Annotated in this window: 27 protein-coding genes and 1 pseudogene; 22 read left to right on the forward strand and 6 right to left on the reverse strand. The window is 53.5% G+C overall.

Going from position 1 to position 25,244, the window contains the following annotated elements; all coding sequences use genetic code 11:
* Nucleotides 1-23: 23 nt before the first annotated feature.
* Entirely contained in the window at nt 24-1,670 is a 1,647-nt protein-coding gene (locus tag QF045_RS12535; protein ID WP_306492452.1) for a GMC family oxidoreductase, read from the reverse strand.
* A 130-nt stretch (nt 1,671-1,800) separates the two neighbouring features.
* On the opposite strand from QF045_RS12535, the gene QF045_RS12540 reads away from it, so the two are divergent.
* Nucleotides 1,801-2,694, forward strand: a complete 894-nt coding sequence (locus QF045_RS12540) for a LysR family transcriptional regulator (RefSeq protein WP_306492453.1) — start codon at nt 1,801-1,803, stop codon at nt 2,692-2,694.
* A 218-nt stretch (nt 2,695-2,912) separates the two neighbouring features.
* Here the strand turns inward: QF045_RS12540 and QF045_RS12545 are convergent, their stop codons facing one another.
* The 3 genes from QF045_RS12545 to QF045_RS12555 all read right to left on the reverse strand — a co-directional run bounded on the left by QF045_RS12545 (nt 2,913) and on the right by QF045_RS12555 (nt 6,872).
* A complete protein-coding gene (locus QF045_RS12545; protein ID WP_306492454.1) occupies nt 2,913-4,775 on the reverse strand; it encodes a DUF3857 domain-containing transglutaminase family protein in 1,863 nt (620 codons plus the stop codon).
* A 181-nt stretch (nt 4,776-4,956) separates the two neighbouring features.
* Nucleotides 4,957-6,303 (reverse strand): glutamine synthetase family protein, encoded by a 1,347-nt coding sequence (locus QF045_RS12550; RefSeq protein WP_306492455.1) that lies wholly within the window; start codon nt 6,301-6,303, stop codon nt 4,957-4,959.
* A gap of 11 nt (nt 6,304-6,314) precedes the next feature.
* Complete coding sequence (locus QF045_RS12555; protein ID WP_306492456.1) at nt 6,315-6,872, reverse strand: helix-turn-helix domain-containing protein; 558 nt, start codon at nt 6,870-6,872, stop codon at nt 6,315-6,317.
* Nucleotides 6,873-7,056: 184 nt separating this feature from the next.
* Here QF045_RS12555 and QF045_RS12560 point away from each other — a divergent pair, with 184 nt between their 5' ends.
* Together QF045_RS12560 and QF045_RS12565 are read left to right on the forward strand one after the other, a co-directional pair.
* Nucleotides 7,057-7,365, forward strand: coding sequence for an RcnB family protein (locus tag QF045_RS12560; RefSeq protein WP_306492457.1), 309 nt, complete (start codon nt 7,057-7,059; stop codon nt 7,363-7,365).
* A gap of 88 nt (nt 7,366-7,453) precedes the next feature.
* Nucleotides 7,454-8,647: an MFS transporter gene (locus QF045_RS12565; RefSeq protein WP_306492458.1), complete on the forward strand. Its 1,194-nt coding sequence runs from the start codon at nt 7,454-7,456 to the stop codon at nt 8,645-8,647.
* Here QF045_RS12565 and QF045_RS12570 read toward each other — a convergent pair.
* Both QF045_RS12570 and QF045_RS12575 read right to left on the reverse strand, forming a co-directional pair.
* Nucleotides 8,610-8,882 (reverse strand): DUF1652 domain-containing protein, encoded by a 273-nt coding sequence (locus tag QF045_RS12570; RefSeq protein WP_306492459.1) that lies wholly within the window; start codon nt 8,880-8,882, stop codon nt 8,610-8,612. The two genes, QF045_RS12565 and QF045_RS12570, sit on opposite strands and share 38 nt — an antisense overlap.
* 102 nt (nt 8,883-8,984) lie before the next feature.
* Nucleotides 8,985-10,481 (reverse strand): helix-turn-helix transcriptional regulator, encoded by a 1,497-nt coding sequence (locus QF045_RS12575; RefSeq protein WP_306492460.1) that lies wholly within the window; start codon nt 10,479-10,481, stop codon nt 8,985-8,987.
* A 197-nt stretch (nt 10,482-10,678) separates the two neighbouring features.
* On the opposite strand from QF045_RS12575, the gene QF045_RS12580 reads away from it, so the two are divergent.
* From QF045_RS12580 to QF045_RS12670, 19 genes and pseudogenes are all read left to right on the forward strand, one after another.
* Entirely contained in the window at nt 10,679-11,647 is a 969-nt protein-coding gene (locus QF045_RS12580) for a hypothetical protein (RefSeq protein WP_306492461.1), read from the forward strand.
* Between the two features lie 78 nt (nt 11,648-11,725).
* Nucleotides 11,726-12,346, forward strand: coding sequence for a hypothetical protein (locus QF045_RS12585; RefSeq protein ID WP_306492462.1), 621 nt, complete (start codon nt 11,726-11,728; stop codon nt 12,344-12,346).
* Between the two features lie 201 nt (nt 12,347-12,547).
* Nucleotides 12,548-12,739: pseudogene (locus tag QF045_RS12590) on the forward strand (FKBP-type peptidyl-prolyl cis-trans isomerase); the annotation flags it as partial.
* A gap of 61 nt (nt 12,740-12,800) precedes the next feature.
* Entirely contained in the window at nt 12,801-14,396 is a 1,596-nt protein-coding gene (locus QF045_RS12595) for a recombinase family protein (protein ID WP_306492463.1), read from the forward strand.
* Between the two features lie 21 nt (nt 14,397-14,417).
* Nucleotides 14,418-14,915: a hypothetical protein gene (locus QF045_RS12600; protein ID WP_306492464.1), complete on the forward strand. Its 498-nt coding sequence runs from the start codon at nt 14,418-14,420 to the stop codon at nt 14,913-14,915.
* A gap of 390 nt (nt 14,916-15,305) precedes the next feature.
* On the forward strand, nt 15,306-16,235 hold the full coding sequence (locus tag QF045_RS12605; RefSeq protein WP_306492465.1) for a hypothetical protein: 930 nt from the start codon (nt 15,306-15,308) through the stop codon (nt 16,233-16,235).
* 42 nt (nt 16,236-16,277) lie between these two features.
* A complete protein-coding gene (locus tag QF045_RS12610) occupies nt 16,278-17,105 on the forward strand; it encodes a hypothetical protein (RefSeq protein WP_306492466.1) in 828 nt (275 codons plus the stop codon).
* Nucleotides 17,106-17,116: 11 nt separating this feature from the next.
* Entirely contained in the window at nt 17,117-17,512 is a 396-nt protein-coding gene (locus QF045_RS12615; protein WP_306492467.1) for a hypothetical protein, read from the forward strand.
* A 13-nt stretch (nt 17,513-17,525) separates the two neighbouring features.
* The gene (locus QF045_RS12620; protein WP_306492468.1) at nt 17,526-17,963 is read left to right on the forward strand and encodes a hypothetical protein; all 438 of its coding nucleotides are present in this window, start codon (nt 17,526-17,528) and stop codon (nt 17,961-17,963) included.
* A gap of 34 nt (nt 17,964-17,997) precedes the next feature.
* Complete coding sequence (locus tag QF045_RS12625) at nt 17,998-18,447, forward strand: hypothetical protein (RefSeq protein WP_306492469.1); 450 nt, start codon at nt 17,998-18,000, stop codon at nt 18,445-18,447.
* Nucleotides 18,448-18,625: 178 nt separating this feature from the next.
* Complete coding sequence (locus QF045_RS12630) at nt 18,626-19,420, forward strand: phage baseplate protein (protein WP_306492470.1); 795 nt, start codon at nt 18,626-18,628, stop codon at nt 19,418-19,420.
* 424 nt (nt 19,421-19,844) lie between these two features.
* Nucleotides 19,845-21,152: a hypothetical protein gene (locus tag QF045_RS12635; protein ID WP_306492471.1), complete on the forward strand. Its 1,308-nt coding sequence runs from the start codon at nt 19,845-19,847 to the stop codon at nt 21,150-21,152.
* Between the two features lie 1,443 nt (nt 21,153-22,595).
* Entirely contained in the window at nt 22,596-22,901 is a 306-nt protein-coding gene (locus tag QF045_RS12640; RefSeq protein WP_306492472.1) for a hypothetical protein, read from the forward strand.
* Nucleotides 22,902-22,998: 97 nt separating this feature from the next.
* Nucleotides 22,999-23,202, forward strand: coding sequence for a hypothetical protein (locus QF045_RS12645; protein WP_306492473.1), 204 nt, complete (start codon nt 22,999-23,001; stop codon nt 23,200-23,202).
* Nucleotides 23,202-23,471 carry a hypothetical protein gene (locus tag QF045_RS12650; protein ID WP_306492474.1) on the forward strand — a complete coding sequence of 90 codons (270 nt, stop codon included), beginning with the start codon at nt 23,202-23,204 and terminating at the stop codon, nt 23,469-23,471. The genes QF045_RS12645 and QF045_RS12650 overlap by 1 nt, the downstream gene beginning before the upstream one ends.
* Before the next feature lie 26 nt (nt 23,472-23,497).
* Nucleotides 23,498-24,028, forward strand: coding sequence for a hypothetical protein (locus QF045_RS12655; RefSeq protein WP_306492475.1), 531 nt, complete (start codon nt 23,498-23,500; stop codon nt 24,026-24,028).
* On the forward strand, nt 24,028-24,333 hold the full coding sequence (locus QF045_RS12660) for a hypothetical protein (protein ID WP_306492476.1): 306 nt from the start codon (nt 24,028-24,030) through the stop codon (nt 24,331-24,333). Before QF045_RS12655 ends, QF045_RS12660 begins: the two co-directional genes overlap by 1 nt.
* 130 nt (nt 24,334-24,463) lie before the next feature.
* Entirely contained in the window at nt 24,464-24,838 is a 375-nt protein-coding gene (locus QF045_RS12665) for a hypothetical protein (RefSeq protein WP_306492477.1), read from the forward strand.
* A 21-nt stretch (nt 24,839-24,859) separates the two neighbouring features.
* The gene (locus QF045_RS12670) at nt 24,860-25,198 is read left to right on the forward strand and encodes a hypothetical protein (protein WP_306492478.1); all 339 of its coding nucleotides are present in this window, start codon (nt 24,860-24,862) and stop codon (nt 25,196-25,198) included.
* The last annotated feature ends 46 nt before the right edge of the window (nt 25,199-25,244 follow it).

Below are 25,244 nucleotides of genomic sequence, written 5' to 3' on the forward strand. Positions count from 1 at the left end.
GGCGCCAGGTGCGGCGCCGCTATTCAGATTGCGTGAACCATTTCTCTCTCCGGGGCGAGGCTCCTTGTGTTCGGTGAAAGGATCAGTTGCGCGGCTTTCTCGGCGATCATCAGCGTCGGCGAGCAAGTGTTGCCCGAGGTGATGCTTGGCATGATCGAGGCATCGGCAATGCGCAGGCCCGGTACGCCGTGCACGCGCAGCTGTGCGTCGACCACCGCGTCCTTGTCTGCGCCCATGCGGCAGGTGCCCACCGGATGGAAGATGGTCGTGCCGATGCGCGCCGCAGCCTCGTGAAGCTGTTCTTCGGTTTGCAGGGCGTCACCGGGCAAATATTCAACCGGCTTGAACTGGCTCAGGGCGGGGGCGGCCACGATCCGTCGCGTCAGGCGGATGGCGTCGGCGGCCACGCGCAGGTCCTGCGGGTGGCTGAGGTAGTTGGGCTGGATCAGCGGCGCATCCGCCGGGTTGGCCGAGCGGATATCGATGCGCCCGCGGCTCTGCGGTCGCAGGTCGCAGACCGACGCGGTAAAGGCCGGGAACGCATGCAGCGGTTCGCCAAAACGCTCCAGGGACAGTGGCTGCACATGGTATTCAAGGTTGGCCGAGGTCTGCTCCGGCCCGGAGCGGGCAAACGCGCCAAGCTGGCTGGGCGCCATCGACAACGGCCCGCTGCGGTCGTACAGGTAGCGCAGGCCCATGCCCATCTTGCCCCAGACGGTGCCGGCGATCTGGTTCAGGGTGCGGGCGTTTTCCAACTTGTAGATCAGGCGCAGTTGCAGGTGGTCTTGCAGGTTGCCACCGACGCCCGGCAGTTCATGGACCACATCGATGCCCAGGGGCTTGAGCACATGGGCGGGGCCGATACCCGAGCGTTGCAGAATGCCCGGCGAGCCAACGGCACCGGCGCACAACACGATTTCCTTGCGCGCTTTCCAGCTCAGTTGCTGGCCGTGCTGACGTCCGACGACCTGAGACGCGCGGCCGTTTTCCAGCACCACGCGGTCGACCTCTACCTCAGTCAGTACGGTCAGGTTGGGCCGCTGGCGCACCGGTTTGAGAAACGCCTTGGCCGCATTCCAGCGCACCCCGGCCTTCTGGTTGACCTGGAAATAACCGCAGCCTTCGTTATCGCCCTGGTTGAAGTCGCTGGTGTTAGCGATGCCGCTTTGTTTGGCTGCCTCGCGAAACGCGTCCAGGATCGGCCACGACAGACGCTGCTGCTCGACGCGCCATTCGCCGCCGTCGCTGTGGAACGGCGACGTGCCGGCGAAATGGTTTTCGCTGTGCTTGAACAGCGGTAAGACGTCATCCCAGGCCCATCCGGGGTTACCCTGCGCCGCCCAGCCGTCATAGTCGCGGGCCTGGCCGCGCATGTAGATCATGCCGTTGATGGAGGAGCAACCCCCCAGTACCTTGCCGCGCGGGTAACTCAGGGCGCGGCCTTGCAGGCCTGCCTGGGCTTCGGTCTTGAAGCACCAGTCGGTGCGCGGGTTGCCGATGCAGAACAGGTAGCCGACGGGAATATGAATCCAGGGGTAGTTATCGCGACCACCGGCCTCCAGCAGCAGGACGCGATGGGCCGGGTTGGCGGACAGACGATTGGCCAGCAAGCAGCCAGCGGGGCCGGCGCCGACGATTACATAATCGTATTCAGCAGTTGCAATGGGCATCTGTGGGTCTCGCTTGTTTTTCTTATTGGCTCCATCCTAGTTGTTAGTTTTCGTCTTAAAAATGTTAGTTTTTGCCCAGCTGCTGTGCGTTTTTAAACAGCATGGCCCATGGGTTGGCGATGGAGGCGGTATGTTCGACTGGAATGACCTGCGGTTTTTTCTCGAGTTGCAGCGCAGCGGCCGCTTGCTCACCGCCGCGCAACGTCTGAAAACCACGCATGCCACCGTGGCCCGGCATATCGAAGCCATCGAAAAAAGCCTCGGTACTGCGCTGTTTGTGCAGCATGCCCAGGGCTATGAGTTGACGCCGTCTGGTGAAGCCCTGCTCAAGCATGCCGAAGCCATGGAAAACGTGGCGCTGCTGGCGGAAGACGAACTCACCCATTCTGCGGCGCCCCTGGGCAAGATTCGTCTCGGTGTGGCGGAGGGCCTGGGGGTGATGTTCCTTGCCGGTCGCATGGGTGGGCTGTTTGAGCGCTATCCGGGGTTGGAAGTGGAACTGGTCGCGGTGCCGCGCTTTGTCAGCATCCTTAATCGCGAAGCGGAAATCAGCATTCACCTGGAACGCCCCAGCGTCGATCAACTGGTCACCCGCAAACTCACCGATTACCGCCTGGCGCTGTATGCCAGCCGCGCTTACCTTGAGCGCCATCCACCGATTGAAAAACGCGAAGACCTCGCGGCCCATTCATGGATCGATTACGTCGACGACTTGCTGTTCAGCCAGGAATTGAAGTTCCTCAGCAGTTTCTGCCGCAACCCCAAAGTGGTGTTCCACAGCACCAGCGTGATTGCCCAGCACCAGGCTGCGCGGTCGGGTTTGGGCATCGCGGTATTGCCGTGTTTCATGGCGGCGGGCGATGCGGACTTGGTGCCGTTGTTGCCGGCGGAGAGCATCCAGCGTAGCTACTGGATCAGTTCGCGTCGGGAGTTGCACAAGTCGGTGCGGTTGCGGGTGTTGTGGGATTACCTGGTGGAGATGTGCGCGCGGGAGCAGAAACTATTGCTCGGTGAAGCTGACTGACCAAACCGAATCGAAAAGGTGGGAAGGGCTTGCCATTCAGTTGAGCGAAATTGGCCACTTGTAGGAGCGTGCTCGCGAAAAACGTCCAGGCAACGCGTTCATTCTGAATAAGCGCAGGGGCCCTGAGTTCTTCGCGAGCAAGCTCGCTCCTACAAAAAGCCTGACCGGTATCAGGGCTTGCCCCTCCCACATCTGAAGCCCGTTGTGTCAGGCAGCGCTTAGAGTTTCACCACCTGATGCACCTGCTCGGCACAGGCGCGGGCTTCGTCAATCATCTGGCCGAATGCATCGCTGACCACTTCATCATGGGTCAACCAACGCTTTTTCTGGGTCAGGCGAAAGCGATAACGCAAGGTGCCATCCTCCCGTTTTTTACCGTCCAGGTCCAGGTCGTACCAAGGCGAGCGCAGCTGGCAACCGGGGATGGCTTTTTCCATCTGCCCGCCAGTGAGGGTGTAGCGGTATTCATAGATTTCGGGGTTGTCCAGATACAGGTCGGCCTGTTGTCCCAGGCGCCGGTAATTGATGAAGACTTCCCAGCGATCGTTCAAGAACGGGTCGGTGTACACGTAGTCATTGCCCAGTTTTTCCAGGGCGCGTTGATCGTTCATCCGCGCGTTGACGCTGTAGCCGTCGTGCACCACAAATGCAGTAGGTTGGCGCGTGATCCGGCAGTCGGTGATGTCGCTGCCGAAGTTGGCGCAGATGTTTTGGTCGGTTGCGGTGCTGCCTTGCTGACGGTCGGCGACGCTGAGTTGCATCAGCTGCAGGCGATTGAAGGTGATGGTGGCCTCGACCGCGCCATCACCTTGCTCACCCAACTGCACGTGTTTGTCCAGGCGCAGTGCGACGTGGGGGCGTTCCAGTGGAATGTGTTCCTCGCGCACCTGGCCCTTGGCATCGTTGACCAGCACCCAGCGGTCCTGAATGTCGGGCATGGTTTGACCGGGCGCGAAGACCGGGTTGGTCGGATCGAGCCACCACACCTGGCCGTTCACTTCGGCACGCACGATGACGTGATTCGGTGCCAGGGGGCCCGGAATCAGCAGGTCGTCCACCACATCGCCGCGACTGACCCACGCCGTCTCGGCCTTGATGCCCGCGGCCTTGAGCATGGCCGTCAGCAGGGTAGCCAGATCCTTGCAGTCGCCATAGCCATGCTGCTCGATTTCCTCCAGCTCGAACGGCACATAGCCGCGCACGGTGGCGCGCCAGTCGCCCAGGTAACGGTAGTGATCGTTGATGTACTGCATCAGCGCGGCGACTTGTTCTGCCGGGGCCAACGTGCTCGCCGTGGCGACGGCCGCAGCGGCGTGTGGCGGCAGGTTGGCGCCGAGAATCTGGTTGTAGCGCTGGGCGAAATCGCCGAAATAGGCCTGGCGCTCAAGCGCGCTGCCCAGTTCCAGGCGTGGGATGCGCAGCACTGCCGAGCCGGACGGTTCATTCACGTAGTTGAGATAGACCGGTTTTTTTTGCACCACGTCCAGCGTCTTGCTATCGGCCGACGGCTTCACCTCGAAGTTATCGAACAGTTCACTGCGCCACTGGATTGGCCGCTCGGCAGTGAAGCGCGCCTTGAAGCGGTCATGACGGGCCGGGCTGGGGTCTAACTTGAGCACATAGTGGAACTGGGTCACCAGTGGCTTGGCGGCGAAATGCTCGCGCACGGTGTAACGGATTTGCGTGCCTACACGCAGGTTCGGGAAGGCCAGGGAGGTTTGCTGGTCGCGGCCGAAACCCTTGTCCGGGTTGGGCGCTGTGCGTGTGTCGATCTGCGTGGCGGCCAGGGCGATTGGTTTGGCTCCGGGTTGGGTGGTTTGCGCGCTGATCACTTCAAACCTGTCACCTTCGGAATAATCGAAGTCGATGCGCGAAAGCATTTCGCGGCCGTTGGGTTTGAGGATCGTGTACTGGTAAGTGGTGGTGCAGTCGGTGCTGGCGTCGAGGTTGAAGTGACAATGCAATTCAGTGTCGCTGGCCAGCGGGGCCTCAGCGATGGGTTGCAGGGCAGCGCAGACGGAATGGGAAACCAGCCCCAGACTGATGGCAATCAGTGGGCGATGAAACGAAAAACGGTACATGGGCGCCTCGGATGACACAGTGGAACAACTACCCGACGGGCAGTGAGAAGGTGCCGGATGATAATTGCTCTCAACGGCGAAATCCAGGATTGTTCGACAATTTATCCGCCTGAAAGGCCCGTGCTAGAGCCTTTTCCTGGATTTCAGTCAGATATTTCTGACTTGGGGCGCGGTGTTTGTTCTAGAGAAACCAGCGATATTCTCGCGCATGAATCTCTTGCTGAAAGGCCAGATGATCCTGGCGTTTGTTCTCGCAGTACACGTCGACAAATTCTGCGCCCAGCGTGTCGCGCACAACCTGCTGATGTTGCATGGCGCGCACGGCGTCGAGCATGTCCACGGGGAAATCGGTGCCGCTGTTGCGATCCTCGTTCAACGGCGCGATAGGTTCCTGACGGGCTTCAAGGCCATGCTCCAAACCGGCGAGAATTGCCGCCAGCACCAGGTATGGATTGGCGTCGGCGCTGGCCAGGCGATGCTCGATACGCAGGTTGCGTGGGTCGGACTCGGGGATGCGCACGCACGCATCGCGGTCTTCAAAGCCCCAGCTGGCGCGGGTGGCAGCATTGACCGTACCGCCCAGGCGGCGGAAAGCGTTGTGGTTGGGCGAAAAGATCGGCATGCAGTGGGGGAGCAGCGCTAGGCAACCGGCCACGGCGTGGCGCAGCGGTTGCTGCTGGTGCGCCGCCAGGATGTTGTTGCCGGCACCGTCATACAGGCTGACGTGCACGTGCATGCCGCTGCCGGGAAATTGCAGGTATGGCTTGGCCATGAAGCTGGCGCGGTAACCGTGTTTGAGTGCCACGCCCCGCGTGCTGCGGCAGAACAGGGCGGCCCAGTCGGCGGCGCGCAGAGCGTCGTCCGAGTGCCCGAAATTGATTTCGAATTGGCCTGGGCCGATTTCGGCGGTGATCACCGTGATATCAACGCCTTGGGCCTTGGCGCTTTGAGCCATGTCGTCCAGTACTTCGCTGAAGCGCGACAGCCGCTCGATATGCAGGGTGGGCTGATCGTCGGCATCGTCGCTCAGCGGGTCGCGGGCGAATTGCGGCAGGCCGTTGTCGAGCTTTTTGTCGAACAGGTAGAACTCCAGCTCGAACGCCACCACGGGGTGAATGCCTTTGTGATGCAGGCGCTCCAGCACCTTGGCCAAGACTTCACGGGGTTCGAATTCGATGGGCGCATCGGTGCCGTCGGAGGTGATCAGCATCTGCCCCAGCGGCTGCGATTCCCAGCTCACCGGTTTGAGCGTACCCGGCACCAGTCGCCGATTGGCATCCGGGTCACCGTCGTTGAAGCAGTAGTCGCCAATCTTGAACAAGCCGCCCTGGGCGCCCAGCAATACGGCGTTCTGCGGCAGCTTCAACGGGCTGCCGGCGGCGACTTTCTCCAGCATCTCCACCGGGTAGCGCTTGCCGTAGAAATGCCCCGCAATGTCCAGGGCGATCAGGTCGACGTAGCGCACGTCGGGGTGGTGCTGGCGGAAGGTCCGTACTTCGGCCAGCAACGTTGCAGATTGGCTTTTCACGGGTGCAGCTCCTAGTTGTAAACCCACAGCACGCGGGTGGGCAGGTCGGTCAGGTTGGCGTAGCGACAGCGGGCGAAACTGGCGAGATGGAAGCTGTCGCCAGAGCTCAGGGTGACTGCATCGGCCTCACCTTCAACCCACAGCGTCAGCTCGCCCTCCAGCACAAAACCGGCCTGTTCGGCACGGTCGCTCATGGTGTGCTCGCCACTGTTGGCGCCGGGTGCCAACAGGCTGTCGAGCATCGAAAACGCACCGTTCATGCTGGGCGAGACGAGGATGTCGGTGATGCCATTGGCGTAGTACACCGTGCGCCGCTCGTTGGGCCGCGTGACCCAGTCCACCGCCTTGGGTTTGGGCAGGCTGTAGAAGTAGGTGGTCGGCACGTCGAGGGCGTGGCTGATGGCGGTCAAGTCGGCCACGGTCGGGCGCGACAGGCCACGTTCTACCTGAGACAGGAAGCCCACTGAACGCTCGATCTTCTGCGCCAATTGCGCCAGGGTCAGTTTCTTGTGCTTGCGCAAGTCGTGGATCAGGGCGGCGAGGGTGGCGAGTTCATCTTGGGGTGTCATGAAATTTAATTCGAATAATTTCATGAAAAATTACAGGATTAATTTCATGAGAGCAATGGGAGGCGAAGTTTCGCCGCGCCGGCAGCGATAGTTTGAACCCCCCTTGTGGCATGGGGTTGATGTGAATGATCCTGCGCCGCTGCGGTCCGAATCTGGGTACGCATCCAAAATTGAAGGAGCACCCATGAAATCCAAATCTCTCGTTGCCTGTGTTCTCGTTGCTGCAAGCCTGTCTACCGCCAGTTTTATGGTGCAGGCCGGTGATACGCCGCAGGAAACCGTGCAGCCTTCCAACATCAATAGCCGTGACTTGAAAGAAGGCGACCGCGCCCCGGATATCCTGATGCGCAAGGAATCGGCGCTCGGCGACTGGAAAAAACGCGGCCTCAAGCAGCCTGAAGAAGAAAGCCAGTGGGCGCGGGTCGGTGACAAGTACGTACTGCTCAAGACCACCAATGGCACCATCCTTGAGATCACGCCGGTCAAGAAATAATCCCGCCGTACCACCTGCTCGTAATACCTTTCTTACGTTAAGGTAACCGACCGCAACGGTCGCGTTACCTTCAAGGAAAGAGAGCAGGATGCTTGCCGCACTCAGAAACTACCCCCGCACGGTCAACCTTTTGCTGTCCGCTACGTTGCTGCTGACGTTGGCCAAGGCGATCACGTTTCCATACTTGGTCATCTACCTCACCAGCCACTTCGCCCTCGACATCAGCCAGGTCGGCCTGGTGATCGGCAGTTCGCTGATTGTCGGCTCGCTGCTCAGCGTTTATGGCGGTTTCCTCGTCGACCGCGTCAACAGCTACCGCTTGCTGCTCGGTTTGAGCCTGGTATTTGTGCTGGGCTTTATCGGTACGGTGCTGGCGCAGAACATCTGGGCGTTCTATAGCTGCCTGATCCTGATCAACCTGGCCTATGCGGTTATCGATATCGCGATCAAGGCCGGTTTCGCCAGTCTGTTGCCCGAAGATGGGCGCAGCGAAGTGTTCTCCATCAAGTACACGCTGACCAATATCGGCTACGCCGTGGGGCCGTTTTTCGGTGCGATGGTGGCGAAGGCGGACATCAGTCTGCCGTTTATTCTGTCGGCGTTGTTGGGCATGGGATTTTTGCTGCTGTATTGGCGCTTGGGCGACCGCGCGCTGACCACTGTCCAAGCTACGCAAAAACCGTTGCCATTCCTCGCCGTGGGCCGGGTGCTGGTCAAGGATCATCGCTTGGTGTGCTTCACCCTCGGCGGCCTGCTCAGTGCGGTGGTGTTCGGTCAATTCACGGCCTACCTGTCGCAGTACCTGGTGACTACTACTACCGCCGAATACACCTACACCGTCATCAGCGCTGTGCTCACCACCAACGCCGTGCTGGTGATTGCCTTGCAGTACCTGATTGGCCGGCGCATCTCACACCGCTACCTGAGCCAGTGGCTCATCGCCGGCTTGGGCATGTTCATGCTGGGGCTGATTGGCTTTGCGTTATCCACCAGCGTGGTGTGGTGGGTGGTGGCGATGGCGGTGTTTACCGTGGGGGAGATCATCGTGTTTCCGGCCGAGTACATGTTTATCGACCGAATCGCGCCTGATGCGCTGCGAGGGATGTATTACGGCGCGCAGAACCTGTCCAATCTCGGCGCCGCATTGGGGCCGGTGTTATGCGGGCTGGTGCTGGCCAGCCTGCCGGCGCATTACATGTTTTATATGCTCGGGTTGTTTATTGTCGGTGGCGGGGTGTTCTATTTCATCGGGGCGAGGCTGAAGGCAAGTCATCCAGCGTGAGCTTGCCGACATTGTTGCTCTGCAACTCATAGCGCAACTCATCGACCATTTTCGCCACTTCCTGCGGGGTTTGCAGCCGGTTGGTGCTGATCCCGGTGACCACCAGATCCACCCGACCGGTTTCGGCGTCGAATACTTTCAGGGTCAGGGACGCATCCCGGCACAGGGTGAATTCGCAGGTCAGCGGCGATAGGCCTTCTTCGATGCAATTTCGCAGTTGGGAGAGGGTAAGCATGCAGGTTCCTTCAAGGCACAGAGGCGATGCCTAGAAGGTTATTGATTGCGCTGCTGCCCCATAAGGCGAATTCGCACTAGTCGCATTAGTGCATTTGCACTCTCAACGCTTGTTTTTCACGCGCAACTCGCCAGCGAACAGCCCGCGTTCACGGGCCCAGACGATGGCTGCACTACGGCTATGCACCCCTAGCTTGGAGTACACGGTGGCCACATGGTTGCGCACGGTATTGGGTGCCAGCTTCAGGCGCGAGGCGATCTCCTTGTCGGCCAGGCCTTCGCAGATCAACCCCAGCACGTCGCGCTCACGGGCTGTGAGGTCGGTGAAGGACACGTTCGGCAGGTTCGGGCTGTTGACGCTCTTGGCATTGGCCAGTTTTTCGATCAGGGTCTGGCTGAACCAGGAGGCGTCCTGCATGACTTCCTCGATGGCCGCCACCAGTTCCAGTTCCGAGCGTTTGCGCTCGGTGATGTTCATGAACACCAGCAGATAGCACGGGATGTCCTGGATGATCACGGTGTCGGCGGACACCACGCAGTCGATCACTTCATTGCCTTTCTTGCGCACCTTGAGGTCATGGCCTTCCAGATTTCCGGCTTTTTCCAGGGTGGCGAACAGTTGAGCGCCGGCCTGGGGGCTGTCGATGAAGTCGATGTCTTCAATGGATTTGCCTATCAGTTCCTCACTGATATAGCCGGTGATGCTCATGAAGGCTTCGTTGATATCTACGACCTGGCGATTGCCGGCGTTGCACACCAGGGTCGGCACCGGCGTCAGGCGGAAGGACTTGGCGAAGCGCTCTTCGCTCTGGCGCAGGGCGATTTCCGCTTTGCGTCGCGGCTCAAGGTCCATGAACGAAAACAACATGCAGTCTTCTTCATTCATGTCCAGGGGCTGACCGGCGACAACCACCAGCTTGCTGCCGCCTTCGGGCAACCTCAGTTCTGCCTGCATCTGCGGAATGGTCGAGCCTTGCCCCAGCCGCTCGATGGCCAGGTCCTTGCGATCGGCGTGTTCGAGCACATCGAGTTCATACACGGATTTACCGATGACCTGGTCGCGGTTGTAGCCGGTCATCTCCAGAAAGCCCTGGTTGACCTTGATGTAGCGCAGGTCGCTGAGGCGGCAGATTACCGCGGGCGCGGGGTTGGCGTTGAAGGTTTTCTCGAAGCGCTGCTCGGCGCTGGCCCATTCGGTGGCGTCGCTGAGGATCAGCACCAGCAGTTCCGGTTCGCCCTGTGAGTCGGTGATCACCAGGCTGCGCAGGCGATGCACCCAGGTCTTGTCTTCATCGGCCGTGGGCATGACTTCCACGATCACGTCACTGAACTCATCACCCGCCGCAGCGCGGGCCAGGGGGTAGCTGTCCAACTGCAGCGGGTGGTTGTTGCGATAACGCAAGGTGAAGCGCTCGGCGTATTCCTGACCATTGGCTCCCAGGCCCATGACGTCATGGACGCCGTGCATGGTCAGCGCTGCTTCGTTGGCCCAGAGAATGGTCTGGTCGACCTCGGCCAGGATCACACCATCTGATAACCCGGAGATGATCTGCTGCAGTTGGCGACGGTTGGTTTCTTTGGCAAGAACATCCTGTGTCATAGGTTCTCCAAGGTATGGACGCATGGTTTTACGACATCCCGGGTTCAGGATAGTGCAGAGAAATTGTGCGGGTGGGAGTGCGAATGCACTAGGCAGGGTGGTGCATATGCGCCACGACTGAACGTATGTCGTTTCGCCACACTCACACCCATCAAGGCACTTTGCCTTGCTCCCATAATCTGGAAAGGGCTCTTTGTATGACGACTGTCTATGAAACCAATCGATCGCTGTTTCGCGTGTCCTGGAGCTCGGTATTGGCCGGTAGTGCAATTGCACTGGTCACCTACCTGGTCTTGAGTGTGCTGGGTACGGCCATTGGCGCCAGCGCTGTGGACCCGATGGAAGCGGGCAACCCCCTGAGTGGTTTCGGCACCGGTGCCGGGATCTGGCTGTTTGTATCGACGCTGGTCGCCGTCGCCCTCGGCGCGTTCGTGGCCGGGCGTACCGCACCGGATCGCGGTGGCCTGCACGGCGTGCTGACCTGGACGCTGACCACCTTGCTCACCACCTGGCTGCTGGCAGGGCTAGCGTCGAGTGTGGTGGGCACCGCTGGCAACGTCGTGGGTAAAGGCCTGTCCGCCGCCGGCAGTGGCATCGCCGCCGCCGCACCGGGCATTGGCAACAGTATCAAACAGCAGTTGAACGAGCAGGGCATCCAACTGGACTGGAACAGCCTGCAAGGCCAACTCGATACGTTGCTCAAGCAAACCGGCAAGCCTGAGCTGAACCCGGCCACCGTCGAGCAGAAAACCGACCAGGCGGCCGCTGATGGCAAGCAATCGGCCACTGATGCAGCGACCCATCCTGCCCAGGCCGGTGATGAGCTCAAGCAGTGGTTCGAGCGTGTGAAAGCGTCCGGCGAGCCGGCACTGAATGCAGCGGACAAAGAGGCACTGGTCAACATCGTTGCGGCGCGTACCGGCAAGAGCAAGGAAGAAGCCACGCAGATCGTTGATAACTATGCCCAGGCCTATCAGCAAGCCATGCAGAAAGTCGACGAACTGAAGCAGCAAGCTGAACAGAAAGCCCGCGAAGCCGGTGAAGTAGCGGCCAAGCAATTGTCCCGCGCAGCCTGGGGTACCTTGGCCATGCTGCTGTTGGGTGCCGCGTTGAGCTTCTTCGTCGGCCGTATCGCGCTGACGACTCGTCGCGTGCCTTTGGCTTAATACCGCCTGCGGCAAGGACGCCGCGCCTGTGAACGCGTAAAATGCCGGCATTTTACGCGTTTCACGCAAAGGTGCCCTTTGAGCGCAAGCAAAACCGTCGGACTGTTATTACTCACTTCTCTGTTGGCGGCGTGCGGCACCTCGCCGCCACGCGCGCCCAACGACCTCTGCGCCATCTTCCGCGAAAAAGATGACTGGTACGACGCGGCCAAGGTCACGCAAAAACGCTGGGGCGTGCCGATCCAGGTGCCGTTCGCGATCATGTATCAGGAGTCGGGCTTTCGCTACGACGCCAAGACGCCGCGTAAATACCTGTTGTGGATCATCCCTTGGGGGCGCGTGTCCACCGCTTCCGGCTATGCCCAGGCCAAGGATGAAGTGTGGAATGACTACCGTAAAAGCACCGGCCGCAGCGGCGCCGACCGCGAAGATTTCGACGATGCCATCGACTTCATCGGTTGGTACATGGACAAGACCTACACCATCAACGGCGTCTACAAATACGACGCCTACGGCCAATACCTGAACTATCACGAAGGCTGGGGCGGCTATCGTCAGCGCACCTATGCCAGCAAAGCCTGGCTACTGCCGGTGGCGAGCAAGGTGCAGGCGCGTTCGCAGCTGTACGCGCGGCAATATGCCGGGTGCAAGGACGAGTTGGGGCGTGGGTTCTGGAGCCGATTCTGGCATTGGTTGTAAACGCCGACCGCTGGATGCATGCCAATCAGAGTGTGGGAGGGGGCTTGCTCCCGATAGCAGGTTGGCAGTCAGCTTATTCTTGACTGGACCATCGCCATCGGGGGCAAGCCCCCTCCCACATTGGATCGCGTCGTCATGGCGCTTGCCAAACCTACCCGTTTCTGGGAAAACCCCGACCTTTACGCCTTCAACGAGAACCCCATGAGCAACGACGAGCTGCAGATCACCGACATCCGCCTGGGCGACGGCAAAGCCGTGGTCAAGGGCGCGCTGATCACCACCCAATACACCGGCACCCTGGAAGACGGCACGGTGTTCGATTCGTCCTGGGCACGGGGCAAGCCGTTTCAGTGCGTAATCGGCACCGGCCGAGTGATCAAGGGCTGGGAACAGCTTTTTCGCATGTAACACTGAGTCCCTGTTATCCTTTCATCCAGTGATTACGGGGCTTTTCATGAAACAAGCAATATCTTACGTTCGATTTTCCAGTGACCGCCAGAAGCATGGCAGCAGCGTTGAGCGCCAAGAAGGCATGATCGCGGAATGGATCAAAGCTCATCCAGATTACGGTACTTCAGAGCTTAAATTTTCCGACCTAGGCAAGAGCGGGTTCCATGGTGAGCACATCAAGGAGGCCGGTGGTTTTGGCAAGCTGCTGGTTGCTGTAGAGGAAGGGTTGATCAAGCAAGGTGATGTGGTGTTGGTTGAAGCTATCGACCGCACAGGCCGTCTGGAACCAATGGATATGCTGACGTTAGTCATCAATCCGATTCTGAAAGCTGGCGTGTCCATCATCACGCTGGACGACAACATCACGTATTCCAAAGAGTCTGTAAACACCGCACAGATATTCTTGCTGGTGGCAAAGATTCAGGCTGCTCATGGCTATTCAGCCGCACTCTCAACCCGAGTGGCCGACTCGTACAAGAAGCGTAGAAAAGACGCTGCAAAGTACGGGACCGTCCCTAGACGTATCACCCCTGTGTGGTTGAACCCTGACGGCACGCCACGTGATGAGGTCGTGCCTTGGATCAAGACGGCGTTTGAGCTGTACGTCTCTGGTGTTGGCAAATCGACGATTGCCAAGCGTATGCGTGAGAGTGGCGTTGAGCGTTTGGCTAAGGCGTCCGGCCCCGGTGTTGAGGGTTGGCTACGCAACAAGGCTGTGATTGGCAAATGGGAGACGCTTGAGGGCACTCCAGACCATCAAGTGATTGATGACATATATCCGGCGATCATTGAGCCATCGTTGTTCTACAAGGCTCAGGTTCACGCTGAGAAGATGAAGACACAACGCCCTATCAAGACAGCAAACCATTTCCTTGTCGGGCTTGTGAGATGTGGCGAGTGTGAGAAGAACTACATTGTGCAAAACCTGCATGGCAAGCCTCACAGCATGCGTTGCCGCACACGACAGAGCCAGAACGATTGCACAAACTCACACTGTGTGCCTAAGCCCGTCTTGGATGCTATCTACAGGTATACGTCTGTCACAGCGGCTGTAGAGGCTGTACAGCAGCAACAGATGGGTGTGAATGAAAAAGAGATTGTGACCCGTGAAGCTGAGCTGTTGACCCTTGCCAAACGTGTTGAGGGGCTCGCTGAAGCGGTTAAACAGGCTGGCCCTATGCCTGAGCTGATAGAAGCGTTGAAACAGTCCAGAATCGAGCGTGAAGCCGCTGAGAATGCGTTGGTGATATTGCGGTCAACTGTTGTGTCTCCTGCTGGCATTGGCTGGAATGAAATGGGAAAGGTATGGACGCTGGAGGCTGACGATGCACAGCGCCTAGCAGCAATGCTTAGGATGGCTGGTTATCACATCATCGTGCAAAATACAGGAGAGATAACATCGTCTCATTCTGATGTGCTGTACAGATACATTGGTGTAGATCGGGCTCTTGATAAGTACAAGCTTCTAGTTAACGGTAAGCTGACCCTCATTCCCAAGGGCTACGTTGATGACTACCCTTACCACGAACCGTTCCAAGGAGTTGAGGAAACAACGTGGGACGACGCCGACTACGAAAATCTTAGGCTACAGTACGAGTAAAAAAAAAGGAGCACTATTACGATGGCGTTAGAGAATATTACGGTACTTGTGAGTGTGCTAAGTGGTGCTATAGGTTTAATTGCTCTGACAGTAACGTATTCGCAAATGAGGATTGCTAGCGCAAAGACAAAGCTTGATCTATATAATAGAAGGTTTGATATATACACTGCGGCGTTAAACTATCATCGTGCTGCGTGGCACGGAAACTATGATGAAATTGAAGAGTCCGGTCAGTTGGCAGTAAGATTTTTTCGAGAGTCGAGATTTCTCTTCAGTCCAAAAGATGAAATATTTCCGATGCTACAACGATTTATGCAGGAAGGTGCCTTCGTGAGAAAACACGCCAAGTTTGAGAAGGAAGTAAGAGATGGTGATCGAGTCGTAGACGAATCGTTTAGGATGTCCCACGAAAAAAGTACAGCATCACTGCTTGAATTAGGAAATATACTAATTGAGATCGAAGATAAATTGTTGAGCTACCTTAGTTTCCATAATGTAAGGGGATGGACCTTTTTTTAATTTTTTAGCAATTAACTGATACTATGGTATTGTAATATATCAGAAGTGTGGTATATTATCAGTGTACTGATTAAGATTAATTTGTTTGATTGTTTTGCATTGGGCAATCACAGAACAAAGGGCCGCCGTCACGCGTGGCCCTTTTTATTGCCCATCATTTAGTATCGTTAACCTAAGTGTCACAACTATCTATTTCAAAGGAACATTCAGAATGACTATCACCGAACGTAAGTGCAAACACTGTGGGTGCACCATGCCATGCAAGACAGCCCGTAAGGTGTTCTGCACTGGTAAGTCCTGCCGCACCAATCACCACAACCATAAGGCTCTGATTATGTCCGTTCAAACAATCGTGCAAGCCCTACGCCGACAACAACAAGGAACCCAACTATGGCGAAAATTACAAACACCGATCCCCAGCTAACCCGCAAGTCTGACAGGCTCTACACCCTAACCGTAGGTGACTACAACAAAGGTCAGGGAATCCAGATTGAAGACTCTCTCCGCATCACCTTTGAAGTAAACAAGACTTCAGATCACAAGAACAACAATGGCAACTCTGCCTCTATCGAAATTTACAACCTAAATCCCGAGCAAGAAAGACTTCTTGATAGTCACTACCTAGAAGTGTCTCTGGCTGTCGGCTACAGGAATGAAGAAGGCCGCAAGCTTCTTGTCAGTGGCAACGTCACGCAACAATCCACTATCAAGCGTGGCACAGACACCATCACACAACTGATTGTTGGTGACGGATATGTCAATCTCACTAAAGCCCGCCTGAGTGCAATGGCTAGCCCCGGCCAAACAGTTGAAGACGTTCTCCGCATTATCACAGACAACATGCCCGGTGTAAGTCGTGGTGCAATCGTTGGGACAAACCTTAATAATCCAGTAGTGCAAGGTTGGCGTTTGTCTGGCACTCCCAAGGATATGTTGGACAAGTTAACTAAGGCTTACGGCCTTGAGTATCACGTCTCTAACAATGTCCTTACTGTCACAGACATTAACGGGCCGTCTACAAAGTCTACAGTGCTATGTCCTGTTATCTCTTCTGAAACAGGAATGATTGAAACCCCGTTCCGCACGCAGAAACAAACCAAGCTACCTAAGAAGGACAAGCGTATTCGATACGGCTTGCAGTTTAAGGTGCTGCTAGACGCTGCTCTTCTACCAAGCACAGTTGTTAAGCTGGAATCCACTAACATCAACGGTTTCTTCAGAATCGATAGTGTGCGCTTCAACGGAGATAGTCGCGGGAATGATTGGTATGCAGAGTGCCAATGTTCTGAAATGACAGAAACAGATATCACCATCAACTAATAACCTAATCAGCTTGCCCGAGCTACTAACACAGGAGGTTCTATGCCAATCGCTACAAAGAAATTCGTCGTTGACGACAAAACATATAAGATCAAACATCACCCAGCCACAGAAGGTTGTGAGTTGATTGAAGTCTACGCAACAGCAATCAGTGCATTCATTATCGTAATGCGTGAGGGCACATACGCCTTTATGAACAATCAGATTGTGCCGTTGGCTGGATTTGCTAACAGCCAGTTTCTAGCATTGCTTATGTTCATGGATCGTGTTGCAAGCCCTAACGCACCATACGAAGTGTTTGAACGCCCAAGCTCATGTAAAAGAGGAAGCAAGCTCACGGTTAGAGAGGTGTTAGCAGGCAAGACTCTGGAAGACAGAGAAGAAGTTGTAGAAGCTCACCTGCAAGCACCAATGAGCTATGTCATTGACTACAAAGCTACGGACAAACAAGAAGCGTCTACAAATTTTGATTCTATCTTTGGTGAGTTCTTCAAGTACATCACCCTAGATGATGAGCCGATTGATGTTGGCACCCTGACAATGTCTCAGATTGCCCAGCTGCTTTACGCATTCATAGAGTACAACGTAGCACAAGTGTGGAACAAAATTCGCTTTGCACTTCCTGAGAACTACGACAGCGGCGGCATTACCCCGCCAAAGTCTCTGGAGAGGTCTGCTGCTGGATTTAGCCAGGCTGGAATCATCTACAGCGTTTTGCGTAGTGAAACGGCCCTTGCCACGTATTCAGACCTTGCAACCAAGCTAAACATTGCAGACGCCTATGATGCTAACGAGATTGCGGTTAAGCAATACTTTGACTCTTGTGAGATGCACAAAGAGTCTATGAGACAGGCTAAGCACAACCAATAACAGGAGGCTCAGTGCCAAATATCAAAAAACACATTGAGACTCTTCAAAGAGAAGGGTTTCACTCTGTAGTCTATGAGTTGAAAGGTCGTGTTGATTTAAAGCGTCTTGGACGCCACTTCAATATGATGCTCAAGCGTAGACACCCTGATGTAACAAACTACCACTTCTTTTGGTTTCGCACCAAAGACAGTGTGATTGTTTCTTACGTCGGTAATATGTTCCTAGCTGACGCTGTGGAGGACTTCATGAACAAAGCTGTTCAAATCGGTATTGCTGGCGCTGCTGATGAAGTCTTCTCTGGACGTGACAAGGGACTTTTCATGGGCAGACTTAAACAATGCCTTACCCACTTCAGTCCTAAACCCTCCACACGTTCCTACGGAGGCAGCCAGTTAGGGCCAAGCTAACAGGAATACATAGATGGATGATAAACAATCCCCGCTTCAACGTTCAATGACGTATCTACATGGCCTTCTTATGGCAACACTCCTTGTTCTCGGGATTGTCTTCATTCCCCAGTTCATAACTACTGGAAGAGTCGAGCGATACCAGTTTGATAACGTCAGGGTGCAAAAGGAGTTGGTAGATAGAGGCTTAGTGCCAATCAATGAAGATATTGGAAAACTCGAAACTAGAGTTTGGGAGTCTGAATCCCGCATCAACATTCAGCTCCAAGAAACTGACAGGGTTACGCGCAAGCTAGAAGACTTAATGTTCAGAGCCGACTCGAAAAAGATGATGCAGTTGGTACGAGATAGGGCTGCTGAGTCTCACAAAAACGTTGGGGTTAATGTTCACCAGACCGCTAGCCCCGTTATCAATGTGTCCCCAACATACAACAACAATCAAATAAAGTGACACAGCAACATCCCCACAACAAAGAGAAAGATTAATGATTACGACAACGCTTAATCTCAAGGGATTCGACAATCTAGCCAGACGCCTAAGAACTCTGGCTGCAACAAAAGTGAAAGTAGGATTCTTTGAGGAAGATAGATATGACGATAGTATGCCAGTTGCTCAAGTGGCGGCATACAACGAGTTTGGAACACGCTTTCACCCTGAACGCCCCTTCATGCGTGAAACACTTGAAGATAAGCAGACACGCAAAAAACTGCTCAAAGGACTCATGGCAGCAGCTAAGGCCACGATCCACAATGCAGGCAATGCACGCCGCATCCTCGCCACCCTAGGTAAGATCGTTGCTGAAGAAATCAAGATTACGATTGCCAACTATCCGGGTAGCAACAGTGTAAGAACGATTGCAGCTAAAGGCTTCGACCGTCCGTTGTACGAGACAGGCAAAATGCTTGAGAGCGTCAAGTTTAAGTTTGCAGCCTAACGCATGGAAGCAATTACGCACGCCGAGGACCAGCACACCCCGCCAAGCCTACTTGAAAGCGTTCTGAGCCTTCTTGAGCAACACACCCCAGCATTGACACTCCCAACATACCACCGAGCCTACAAAGCCTCTGAACAGGCTTGTGGCCCTCTGCACACCCAATATAAGGAAGCACATTATGGACGCTACATTCTCTGGATTCGTTATTGTTACTAAAACTTTTGACGTAATCTACTTCGACGCGATCACCCGGATTTCAGAGTCTTACAGCTCTGTGGTCTCCAAGCACCCACTCTCTAATGGTAGTTTAATTACAGACCATACAATGAGAGAGAACCCAAAGTACTCTATCAGTGCCGTTCTGTCTGATGCTGACTTCAATATCAGCCGACCATCTACCCTAGGTGCAATGCCTGCATTCGCTTTCAATACAGGCGACGATGTATCTGTTGATGCAAATGGTTCGTACAAGCCGCGTGATAAGCAGTACAAGAACAGCACGCAGGTTGTGACGCCCGTACAGATCAGCACTGTAGGTTCAATCAATAAACTGCTACCCGAAGTGATTGCCCAATTTACAAAGGACACAATTCCAACGGTAGTGGTCACGCCTCAAGAAAAGTCTAAAACTTCTAGAGCAGTAAAGCGGCAGCTCATCAGCATGTGGGAAAATGCTGAACAGTTCCAAGTTATCGAATTGCTCGACGGTTTGCCTATTGGTTCTTATGGGCCTTGTGTCTTCACTAGCATCGTCTTTGAAGAAAACGAACAGACCGGAGAAGGAATCTTTCCGGAGATGACTTTCGAGAAAGTTGCTTATGCAAATACGAAAAACGTTTCTGTGTCAGTCGGGGTCAACAAAGGTCGTCAAAACGGAAAGTCTAAGACCAAGGCTGGTAAAGACGATGTTGCAAATGCTCCTTCCAGCTACGCCGGTAAGAGTGTGCTGGACTACGAAAAGACCGCTAAATAACAGGAGCCCGCTTGGTGTAATGCTGAAGCGGGTTTTGTTTGTCTGTCGCTTGTAGAGAAATGTGAAAATAGTTGTTGATTTTATACTAATTATCTGTGTTTGGGGTTGACAGGGGTAGTTTCCGTGGTATTATATACATGTAGGCGAGGTTTATTTAACGCAATGTTAAAGCTCGCCGCAGCAACACCATCAGTTACACACAAGCCCAAATCAAACACAGCCATTTTGGCCACCTTTACAGGAGCTATTCCTATGTCCGTTAAAACTACGCGTGCCGGTACTACCAAGATTTGCACCTGCCGTGTCTGTGGTCATGTCTTCAACCGTAAGAAGTTGACCGCGACATGTTCCAGCGCCTGCAAGGCGATCTACACCCAAGCAACAAACCTAACCTTCCAAGCCATCCATCAAGGAGCTAGCAACAATGAAAGCACAATCGAACACCCAAACAGCCGTTAAACCAAAACCAGTTAAACTTGCCGATGGTCGCCATCGCTGCATTCTTGATACATGCCGCAAAGCATTCACTCCAAAGCGTTCTGATCAGTGCTACTGCAAGACTGACAAACGAGACTGCAAACTTCTCTCCCACAAAGCCCTGAAAGCTGCTACGACAACCCGCAAGAGAAAGGTTTACACAATCCCAGCCGACGCACACCAACGCTACCGTATTCTTGATGCTGTTAGAGCTGCTGGTACTGTGCAAGTCTTGCAAACGTGGATTGGTGATGTAAATGAAGCGGCTACAACAATCGTCGTCTTGACTGCTACTAACACAGCCAACCTCAAGAACGGAAAGAACACATTCCACACTTGCCACGTTGACGCTGTTAAGCACTCCCACCGTATGGGTTTGCTCTCTTCTCAAAATCTCTTTGTTGGCCTTGGAACTCGTAACCGTGCAGCTAAGGCTGTCAGCACCGGCATGGGCCAGTCTATGAGTCGCCTAGATTTGAAAGCGAAGTGGTCTGTTGATGCCAGCATGAGCAACGCTGATGTTTGGACAATGATTGAAGAGTTTGTTGGGATTGAAACCCTAACTGAAGCTTGCCGCAAAGCTGGGCTTAAACCATCCGCCAAAGCTCAAGCAATCGCCAACCTTGAAGAAGTGATTGATCTAACCAACCCTGACCACGCACCATTCGTTAAAGTCTTGAACAACCCAAAGAGTACAGCCGTGGAACTACAGATGGCCTGTGCTGAGATTCAAGGTAAGCGTGTATTCAGCATGAAGCTCAAAGCCACTACCGAACAAGAGATTCTGTTCTCTGAGATTCGCCGTCACTCTGCTTTCCGTCCTGAGCTGCACTTCCTCCTGACTCCAATCAACAAGATGTACACCACATACACTGATGAAGATGGCAAAGGCCATCAGCATTTGATTGGTGTGTTGTCTGAAGATCACTTGCAAACTCTGTTCAACTTGCTGCAAGGCCATGATGCAGAACATATGGTTGAAGAAGTAGAAGAGCTGATGTTCGGGTTTAACTTCGCATCCCGTAAGATGGTTGATGACAAGGCTGTTAGTGACGCTCGCCAAGCCAGTATGGACGCTCATAACGCTTACTACGCACTTAGCCGTGAGGAACGTGCAGAGTTTGACGCACAACGTCAGGAACAGGCTGATATCCTGTCTGGCTTGATCTATGAAGAGGGTGATGATGTGTTCCGTGGTTCTGTTAACACAATTGTTTTCTGTGAGTCTTACATTCCGGGTTGGACACCGTTCTAACCATTCGTGCAAAAAACAGCCTCTGGCTGCTGTAGTGTTATAACCTTTTAAGAGTAACCTCCCCAAGCTGAAGCCCTTTAAATACGTGGCCTCCAGACGAGTTGACCCCCTCAGAAAGTGCGTCCTACAGCGTTGTACTACACTCCAAGTAGTAACCCGTGAACATCGTTCACATTGGTATTCCCTGACAACCCGCGTTGTCGTCTGTACTACCTCAAGCAACAAACAATACAAACCACCATCACTAGGCACAAGGCCAAAGGGTACACTGTGAACATCGTTCACGGCAGACAACCCTTTGAGGCTTACTCTCTTTTGAATGCTGTGTTGTTTTGTTGTTTGAAAGGGTAGTCAGCTTTGAAGTAGGGTCACATTCAAATGCGAGAAGCCTTGAGGCTGCACACGGCTACGTGTGAGCAGTTCTAAGCTGTGAGTAGTCCAAGTCATAAGGCGGACAACCACCCACCCTGTGGTGGCAGTAAGAAGCCTCACAGCGTGGAATCTTGTCTGGAGTAGTGGATTAACAACACCACATAAAACGTTCACTCTCCACAGCACTCAAGAGTAAGCCTGTCAGAACACTTTAAGTTCTGGTAATAGAGTCAAGCTAGTTGAAAATAAATGTCAAATAAGTTGCATTAAATGACACTTTGGGGTTGACGTATTACACATTTCGCGATATAATTAGTAAACAGGAAAAAGAAACTTTCTAGTTGTTCTTCTCCTACCAAATTCCCCATCTTCTCTGAACATGCTCATTGCCATTGAGGTCTTTGGAAAGTATAGCCTTGTGACGTAATGCACCACAAAGGTTAGCGGCTATCTCTGGGTTAAGTCGCTGAGTTTACGGTTCATCTCCAAACCGTACATCTTCCTAATTCGCCAACCGTCTCAGTTCCTCCTTTCTCTGAGCCTGTGGTGTCTGCTGGCCTCACTCCAGCATTTGAGCAAGCGTGTCCTCCCACGCTTCGTTGTTAGAGCCTCGCCGGGGTTGCTCACACCGGCACTAATTAAAAGATTCGCAAGGGCTTCGATTCCCTCCAAATAGCTTTAACAGGTGGCTAGCGATTAAACCCTGTCCGCTAGGCTGTTCTCCATCAGCCGCCCTCAATGCTTCATCAAGTAGCTCGCGGAACACTTGAACACACATCACAGCGGCCTTGGTGGTTCTTGGCCTAGTGATGAAAGAGCCGTCTTAGCAGTACGGTGTGGGATACTGCTCCTAGTTCAGATTCCTGTTGATTCGCAATGAGTCAGCTAGGTAGCACACGGCAAACTTATAAACAGTGAGCAGCGACTTTTTCACAGCTTCAGGGTAGCTGGTGCGAAACCCTAACTAATTCCTTGTACAGAGCGAAGCAGCCAAAGTGCTGCTTTTCTTTGTGCTCGTATCTTTTACCGTTCCACTCCCGTTCACACCACAGACATACAAGGAAAATCTACATGGCCCACACTTTAGTAGTGTGCGGATGGTGTGGTGAGCTTTACCCTGCACAACGTTCAACATCTCGTTTTTGCAGTAGCTCTTGCCGCTCCCATTCGTACAGACACAACCAAGACCCTGATAAAAAGATTGAGCAAGCCAAGACTTCAATCTTCGAATTCTACAAGCAACAAATCTCCAAACTCTCTGATTCTGAAATCTTAGGAGCAGTAGCTGCATTGGTTCTAGAAACTCCAGAGGACAGCAAGAACAGAAAACAATCCATGCTCTACAAACTGCTTAGTAAGGAATCTCAACATGTTTGACCCAATCACAGTAGGTGCTTTCTGCTTTGCCTTTTTGGCTATTGGCAACTCCCTGGGTGTTCTGCAATTCCGCTACCTAAACAAGAAGGCTTGAACAATGGAGAACACTTTTTCAATCGGAACACCAACACAGCTTTCTAGCGAGATGTGGCGTAAAGAGTTTCTTGCCACGCTGGATGAAGGCAACCTGACACATGAGTCTTTCATGTTTATCAAATCGAACCGCTACGCTGGTGACTCTGAAGACGAAATGCTTGAAGAGTATTCGCAGTGGTGCAAAGAACAAGGATACGAATTCTAATGACCGACACACAAACACCAAAGACTGAAGCCCTTGCCAAGTATGAAGCCCAAGGCAAATACGAAATCATCTACACCAACTTTCATGTTGATATGTTTCGTCAGTATGACGACCTAGTGAGCAAAGGCTACAAGCGTGCTCCTGATCCTTTCATTACAGCCAGTAACATGAATTGGTCTGTTGTGCAAGTGGTTCATATGGAAAAGCCAGCCAAGGTACAAGCAACAGAACTCAAAGCAATTTATGCAGCCATTGACGCTGCCCAATAACCGATCGAATACAAGGAAAACAAATAATGACACTGACAATCAAGAAGCACGATAAAGAAGAGCTACAAACTCTCATTGGCTTTGAAATGCAAGCCTACGCAATGGCCGTACAAGGGCGGGATGGTTTTGTAGATGGTCATGGCCGTCTGCAAGCTGGTGAATTCAACCAGTATGGTGCAGTTGAAGTTGTACAGGCTTCTTTCCCTCAAGCAGCCATGAAAGAAGTGCAAGACAAGATTGATCAAGGATACAAGCTCTACACAGGCAGCATCTATCAACCAAGTATGGGCAACAACATTGTGAAAATCTACGTTGTGAAGCCTGAAGAGCTTCAGGCTGAAGATGCTAAAGCTATCGCCGCTGACGTGGCAGCCAATTACACAGCAGACATTGACGCTCATAACGAACGCGTCTTTGCACAAGTAGCTGAAGCAGTGAAAGCTGAAGAAGCTGCTATTGCTGCTCAACTACGTACAGAAGACGAACAACGTGCACAGGCTGATTTTGATAAGCGTGTACGTGACCGCATGCGTGGAAGCAGAGTAGGGGCTAAGTAATGACTGAGCAAGAATACCGCAAGATGCTTATTGCTAAGCTGTTTGACGCTGATGTTACTGAAATGCTTGCCACTTCAGCCATCAATCTAGATGACGCTGGATTCTTTCAGTTCTACAAAGTGCTTGTTGAAGAGCAAGACTATCTTAAAGAGACAGTGCAGAAGGCCAAAGCTTCTAAGGCCAAGGCAGTCGCTAAGTCTGTAGCCAAGACAACTGTACATACAGTAAGGCTCACACAGGTAGCACCACAGCTAACATCTGCTGAGCTGACAATGCAGATGCTTAGAGAGAGATACAAGAAGTAATGAGCACTGCCCAATACGACAACGGTGAATGGGGCGCTGCTCCTTCTAAGTCCAAAACAAAACACAAAGACAAGCACCGCTCTCAACGTAGGGACGGTAAACGTCGTTACGAACAAGAGGAAACAGAATAATGTCCAACGCTATGACGGCAGAGCAGCTTCTAAAGTTTGCTGCTCGCATCTACAAACAAACAATCGCTCCGCTTGAGAAAGCCCTAACACGTGCTAAAGCTTGTGGCTTTCCAGAAGACCATATCCAACGCCTAGAACACATGATTGAAGAAGCTAGAACAATCGCTGGCTTTGAAGTAATCACCCTCCCAATCAAGAAGAAGAAAGCAGGGCGCCCAGCCAAAGGCACACCAACTGTTCAAGATGTTTGCCATCAAATCTTTTCTCAATACTGCCTTAAGTTCATTCCACTCAAAGTGCAAGAGAAGAAAGGTGTTGATGCAGCGGGCAACGTGAAACCCCAAGAAGGATTGGTATTCAACTTCAGCAAATAAGAAACACAGGAGATTAAGACAATGACAGACGGGCAACATGCACTGATTCTCAAACACCAAGCTACAACACCATCCAGTTATCACCACATCATCAATCATCTTGTTCTAACCGATCAACTGTACGCTGTGCAAATGTTGGTTGCCACACTCGAACAAGAAGAAGCAAAGAAAGCTGTATGTAGTGAGGCAGCACGTAAGGTTGCTTATGATCGTAAGTTGATTGTTGACCAACTGGAAACTCTTTCTCGCCAAGCTGACAAGCTGGAACGTGAATTGTTCTACGGCAACATGCAAGCTGAAGGCTTTCGCATCCGCATGGAACAACTACTAGAAGAGAATGTAAAGCTGAAGGCTGTTTGATTACAGCTTTGAGCGTTCCTTTCTTACCCAATTCCAAGAGCTGACA

Origin of the sequence: Pseudomonas sp. W4I3 (assembly GCF_030816195.1) — a bacterium.
Classification (GTDB): Bacteria; Pseudomonadota; Gammaproteobacteria; order Pseudomonadales; family Pseudomonadaceae; genus Aquipseudomonas.

Excerpts from the sequence above, each read along its gene's own strand:
- QF045_RS12535 (WP_306492452.1), bottom strand. The coding sequence starts at position 1,670 with ATGCCCATTGCAACTGCTGAATACGATTATGTAATCGTCGGCGCCGGC.
- QF045_RS12540 (WP_306492453.1), top strand. The coding sequence starts at position 1,801 with ATGTTCGACTGGAATGACCTGCGGTTTTTTCTCGAGTTGCAGCGCAGC.
- QF045_RS12545 (WP_306492454.1), bottom strand. The coding sequence starts at position 4,775 with ATGTACCGTTTTTCGTTTCATCGCCCACTGATTGCCATCAGTCTGGGG.
- QF045_RS12555 (WP_306492456.1), bottom strand. The coding sequence starts at position 6,872 with ATGACACCCCAAGATGAACTCGCCACCCTCGCCGCCCTGATCCACGAC.
- QF045_RS12560 (WP_306492457.1), top strand. The coding sequence starts at position 7,057 with ATGAAATCCAAATCTCTCGTTGCCTGTGTTCTCGTTGCTGCAAGCCTG.
- QF045_RS12565 (WP_306492458.1), top strand. The coding sequence starts at position 7,454 with ATGCTTGCCGCACTCAGAAACTACCCCCGCACGGTCAACCTTTTGCTG.
- QF045_RS12570 (WP_306492459.1), bottom strand. The coding sequence starts at position 8,882 with ATGCTTACCCTCTCCCAACTGCGAAATTGCATCGAAGAAGGCCTATCG.
- QF045_RS12575 (WP_306492460.1), bottom strand. The coding sequence starts at position 10,481 with ATGACACAGGATGTTCTTGCCAAAGAAACCAACCGTCGCCAACTGCAG.
- QF045_RS12580 (WP_306492461.1), top strand. The coding sequence starts at position 10,679 with ATGACGACTGTCTATGAAACCAATCGATCGCTGTTTCGCGTGTCCTGG.
- QF045_RS12595 (WP_306492463.1), top strand. The coding sequence starts at position 12,801 with ATGAAACAAGCAATATCTTACGTTCGATTTTCCAGTGACCGCCAGAAG.
- QF045_RS12600 (WP_306492464.1), top strand. The coding sequence starts at position 14,418 with ATGGCGTTAGAGAATATTACGGTACTTGTGAGTGTGCTAAGTGGTGCT.
- QF045_RS12605 (WP_306492465.1), top strand. The coding sequence starts at position 15,306 with ATGGCGAAAATTACAAACACCGATCCCCAGCTAACCCGCAAGTCTGAC.
- QF045_RS12610 (WP_306492466.1), top strand. The coding sequence starts at position 16,278 with ATGCCAATCGCTACAAAGAAATTCGTCGTTGACGACAAAACATATAAG.
- QF045_RS12620 (WP_306492468.1), top strand. The coding sequence starts at position 17,526 with ATGGATGATAAACAATCCCCGCTTCAACGTTCAATGACGTATCTACAT.
- QF045_RS12625 (WP_306492469.1), top strand. The coding sequence starts at position 17,998 with ATGATTACGACAACGCTTAATCTCAAGGGATTCGACAATCTAGCCAGA.
- QF045_RS12630 (WP_306492470.1), top strand. The coding sequence starts at position 18,626 with ATGGACGCTACATTCTCTGGATTCGTTATTGTTACTAAAACTTTTGAC.
- QF045_RS12635 (WP_306492471.1), top strand. The coding sequence starts at position 19,845 with ATGAAAGCACAATCGAACACCCAAACAGCCGTTAAACCAAAACCAGTT.
- QF045_RS12640 (WP_306492472.1), top strand. The coding sequence starts at position 22,596 with ATGGCCCACACTTTAGTAGTGTGCGGATGGTGTGGTGAGCTTTACCCT.
- QF045_RS12645 (WP_306492473.1), top strand. The coding sequence starts at position 22,999 with ATGGAGAACACTTTTTCAATCGGAACACCAACACAGCTTTCTAGCGAG.
- QF045_RS12650 (WP_306492474.1), top strand. The coding sequence starts at position 23,202 with ATGACCGACACACAAACACCAAAGACTGAAGCCCTTGCCAAGTATGAA.
- QF045_RS12655 (WP_306492475.1), top strand. The coding sequence starts at position 23,498 with ATGACACTGACAATCAAGAAGCACGATAAAGAAGAGCTACAAACTCTC.
- QF045_RS12660 (WP_306492476.1), top strand. The coding sequence starts at position 24,028 with ATGACTGAGCAAGAATACCGCAAGATGCTTATTGCTAAGCTGTTTGAC.
- QF045_RS12665 (WP_306492477.1), top strand. The coding sequence starts at position 24,464 with ATGTCCAACGCTATGACGGCAGAGCAGCTTCTAAAGTTTGCTGCTCGC.
- QF045_RS12670 (WP_306492478.1), top strand. The coding sequence starts at position 24,860 with ATGACAGACGGGCAACATGCACTGATTCTCAAACACCAAGCTACAACA.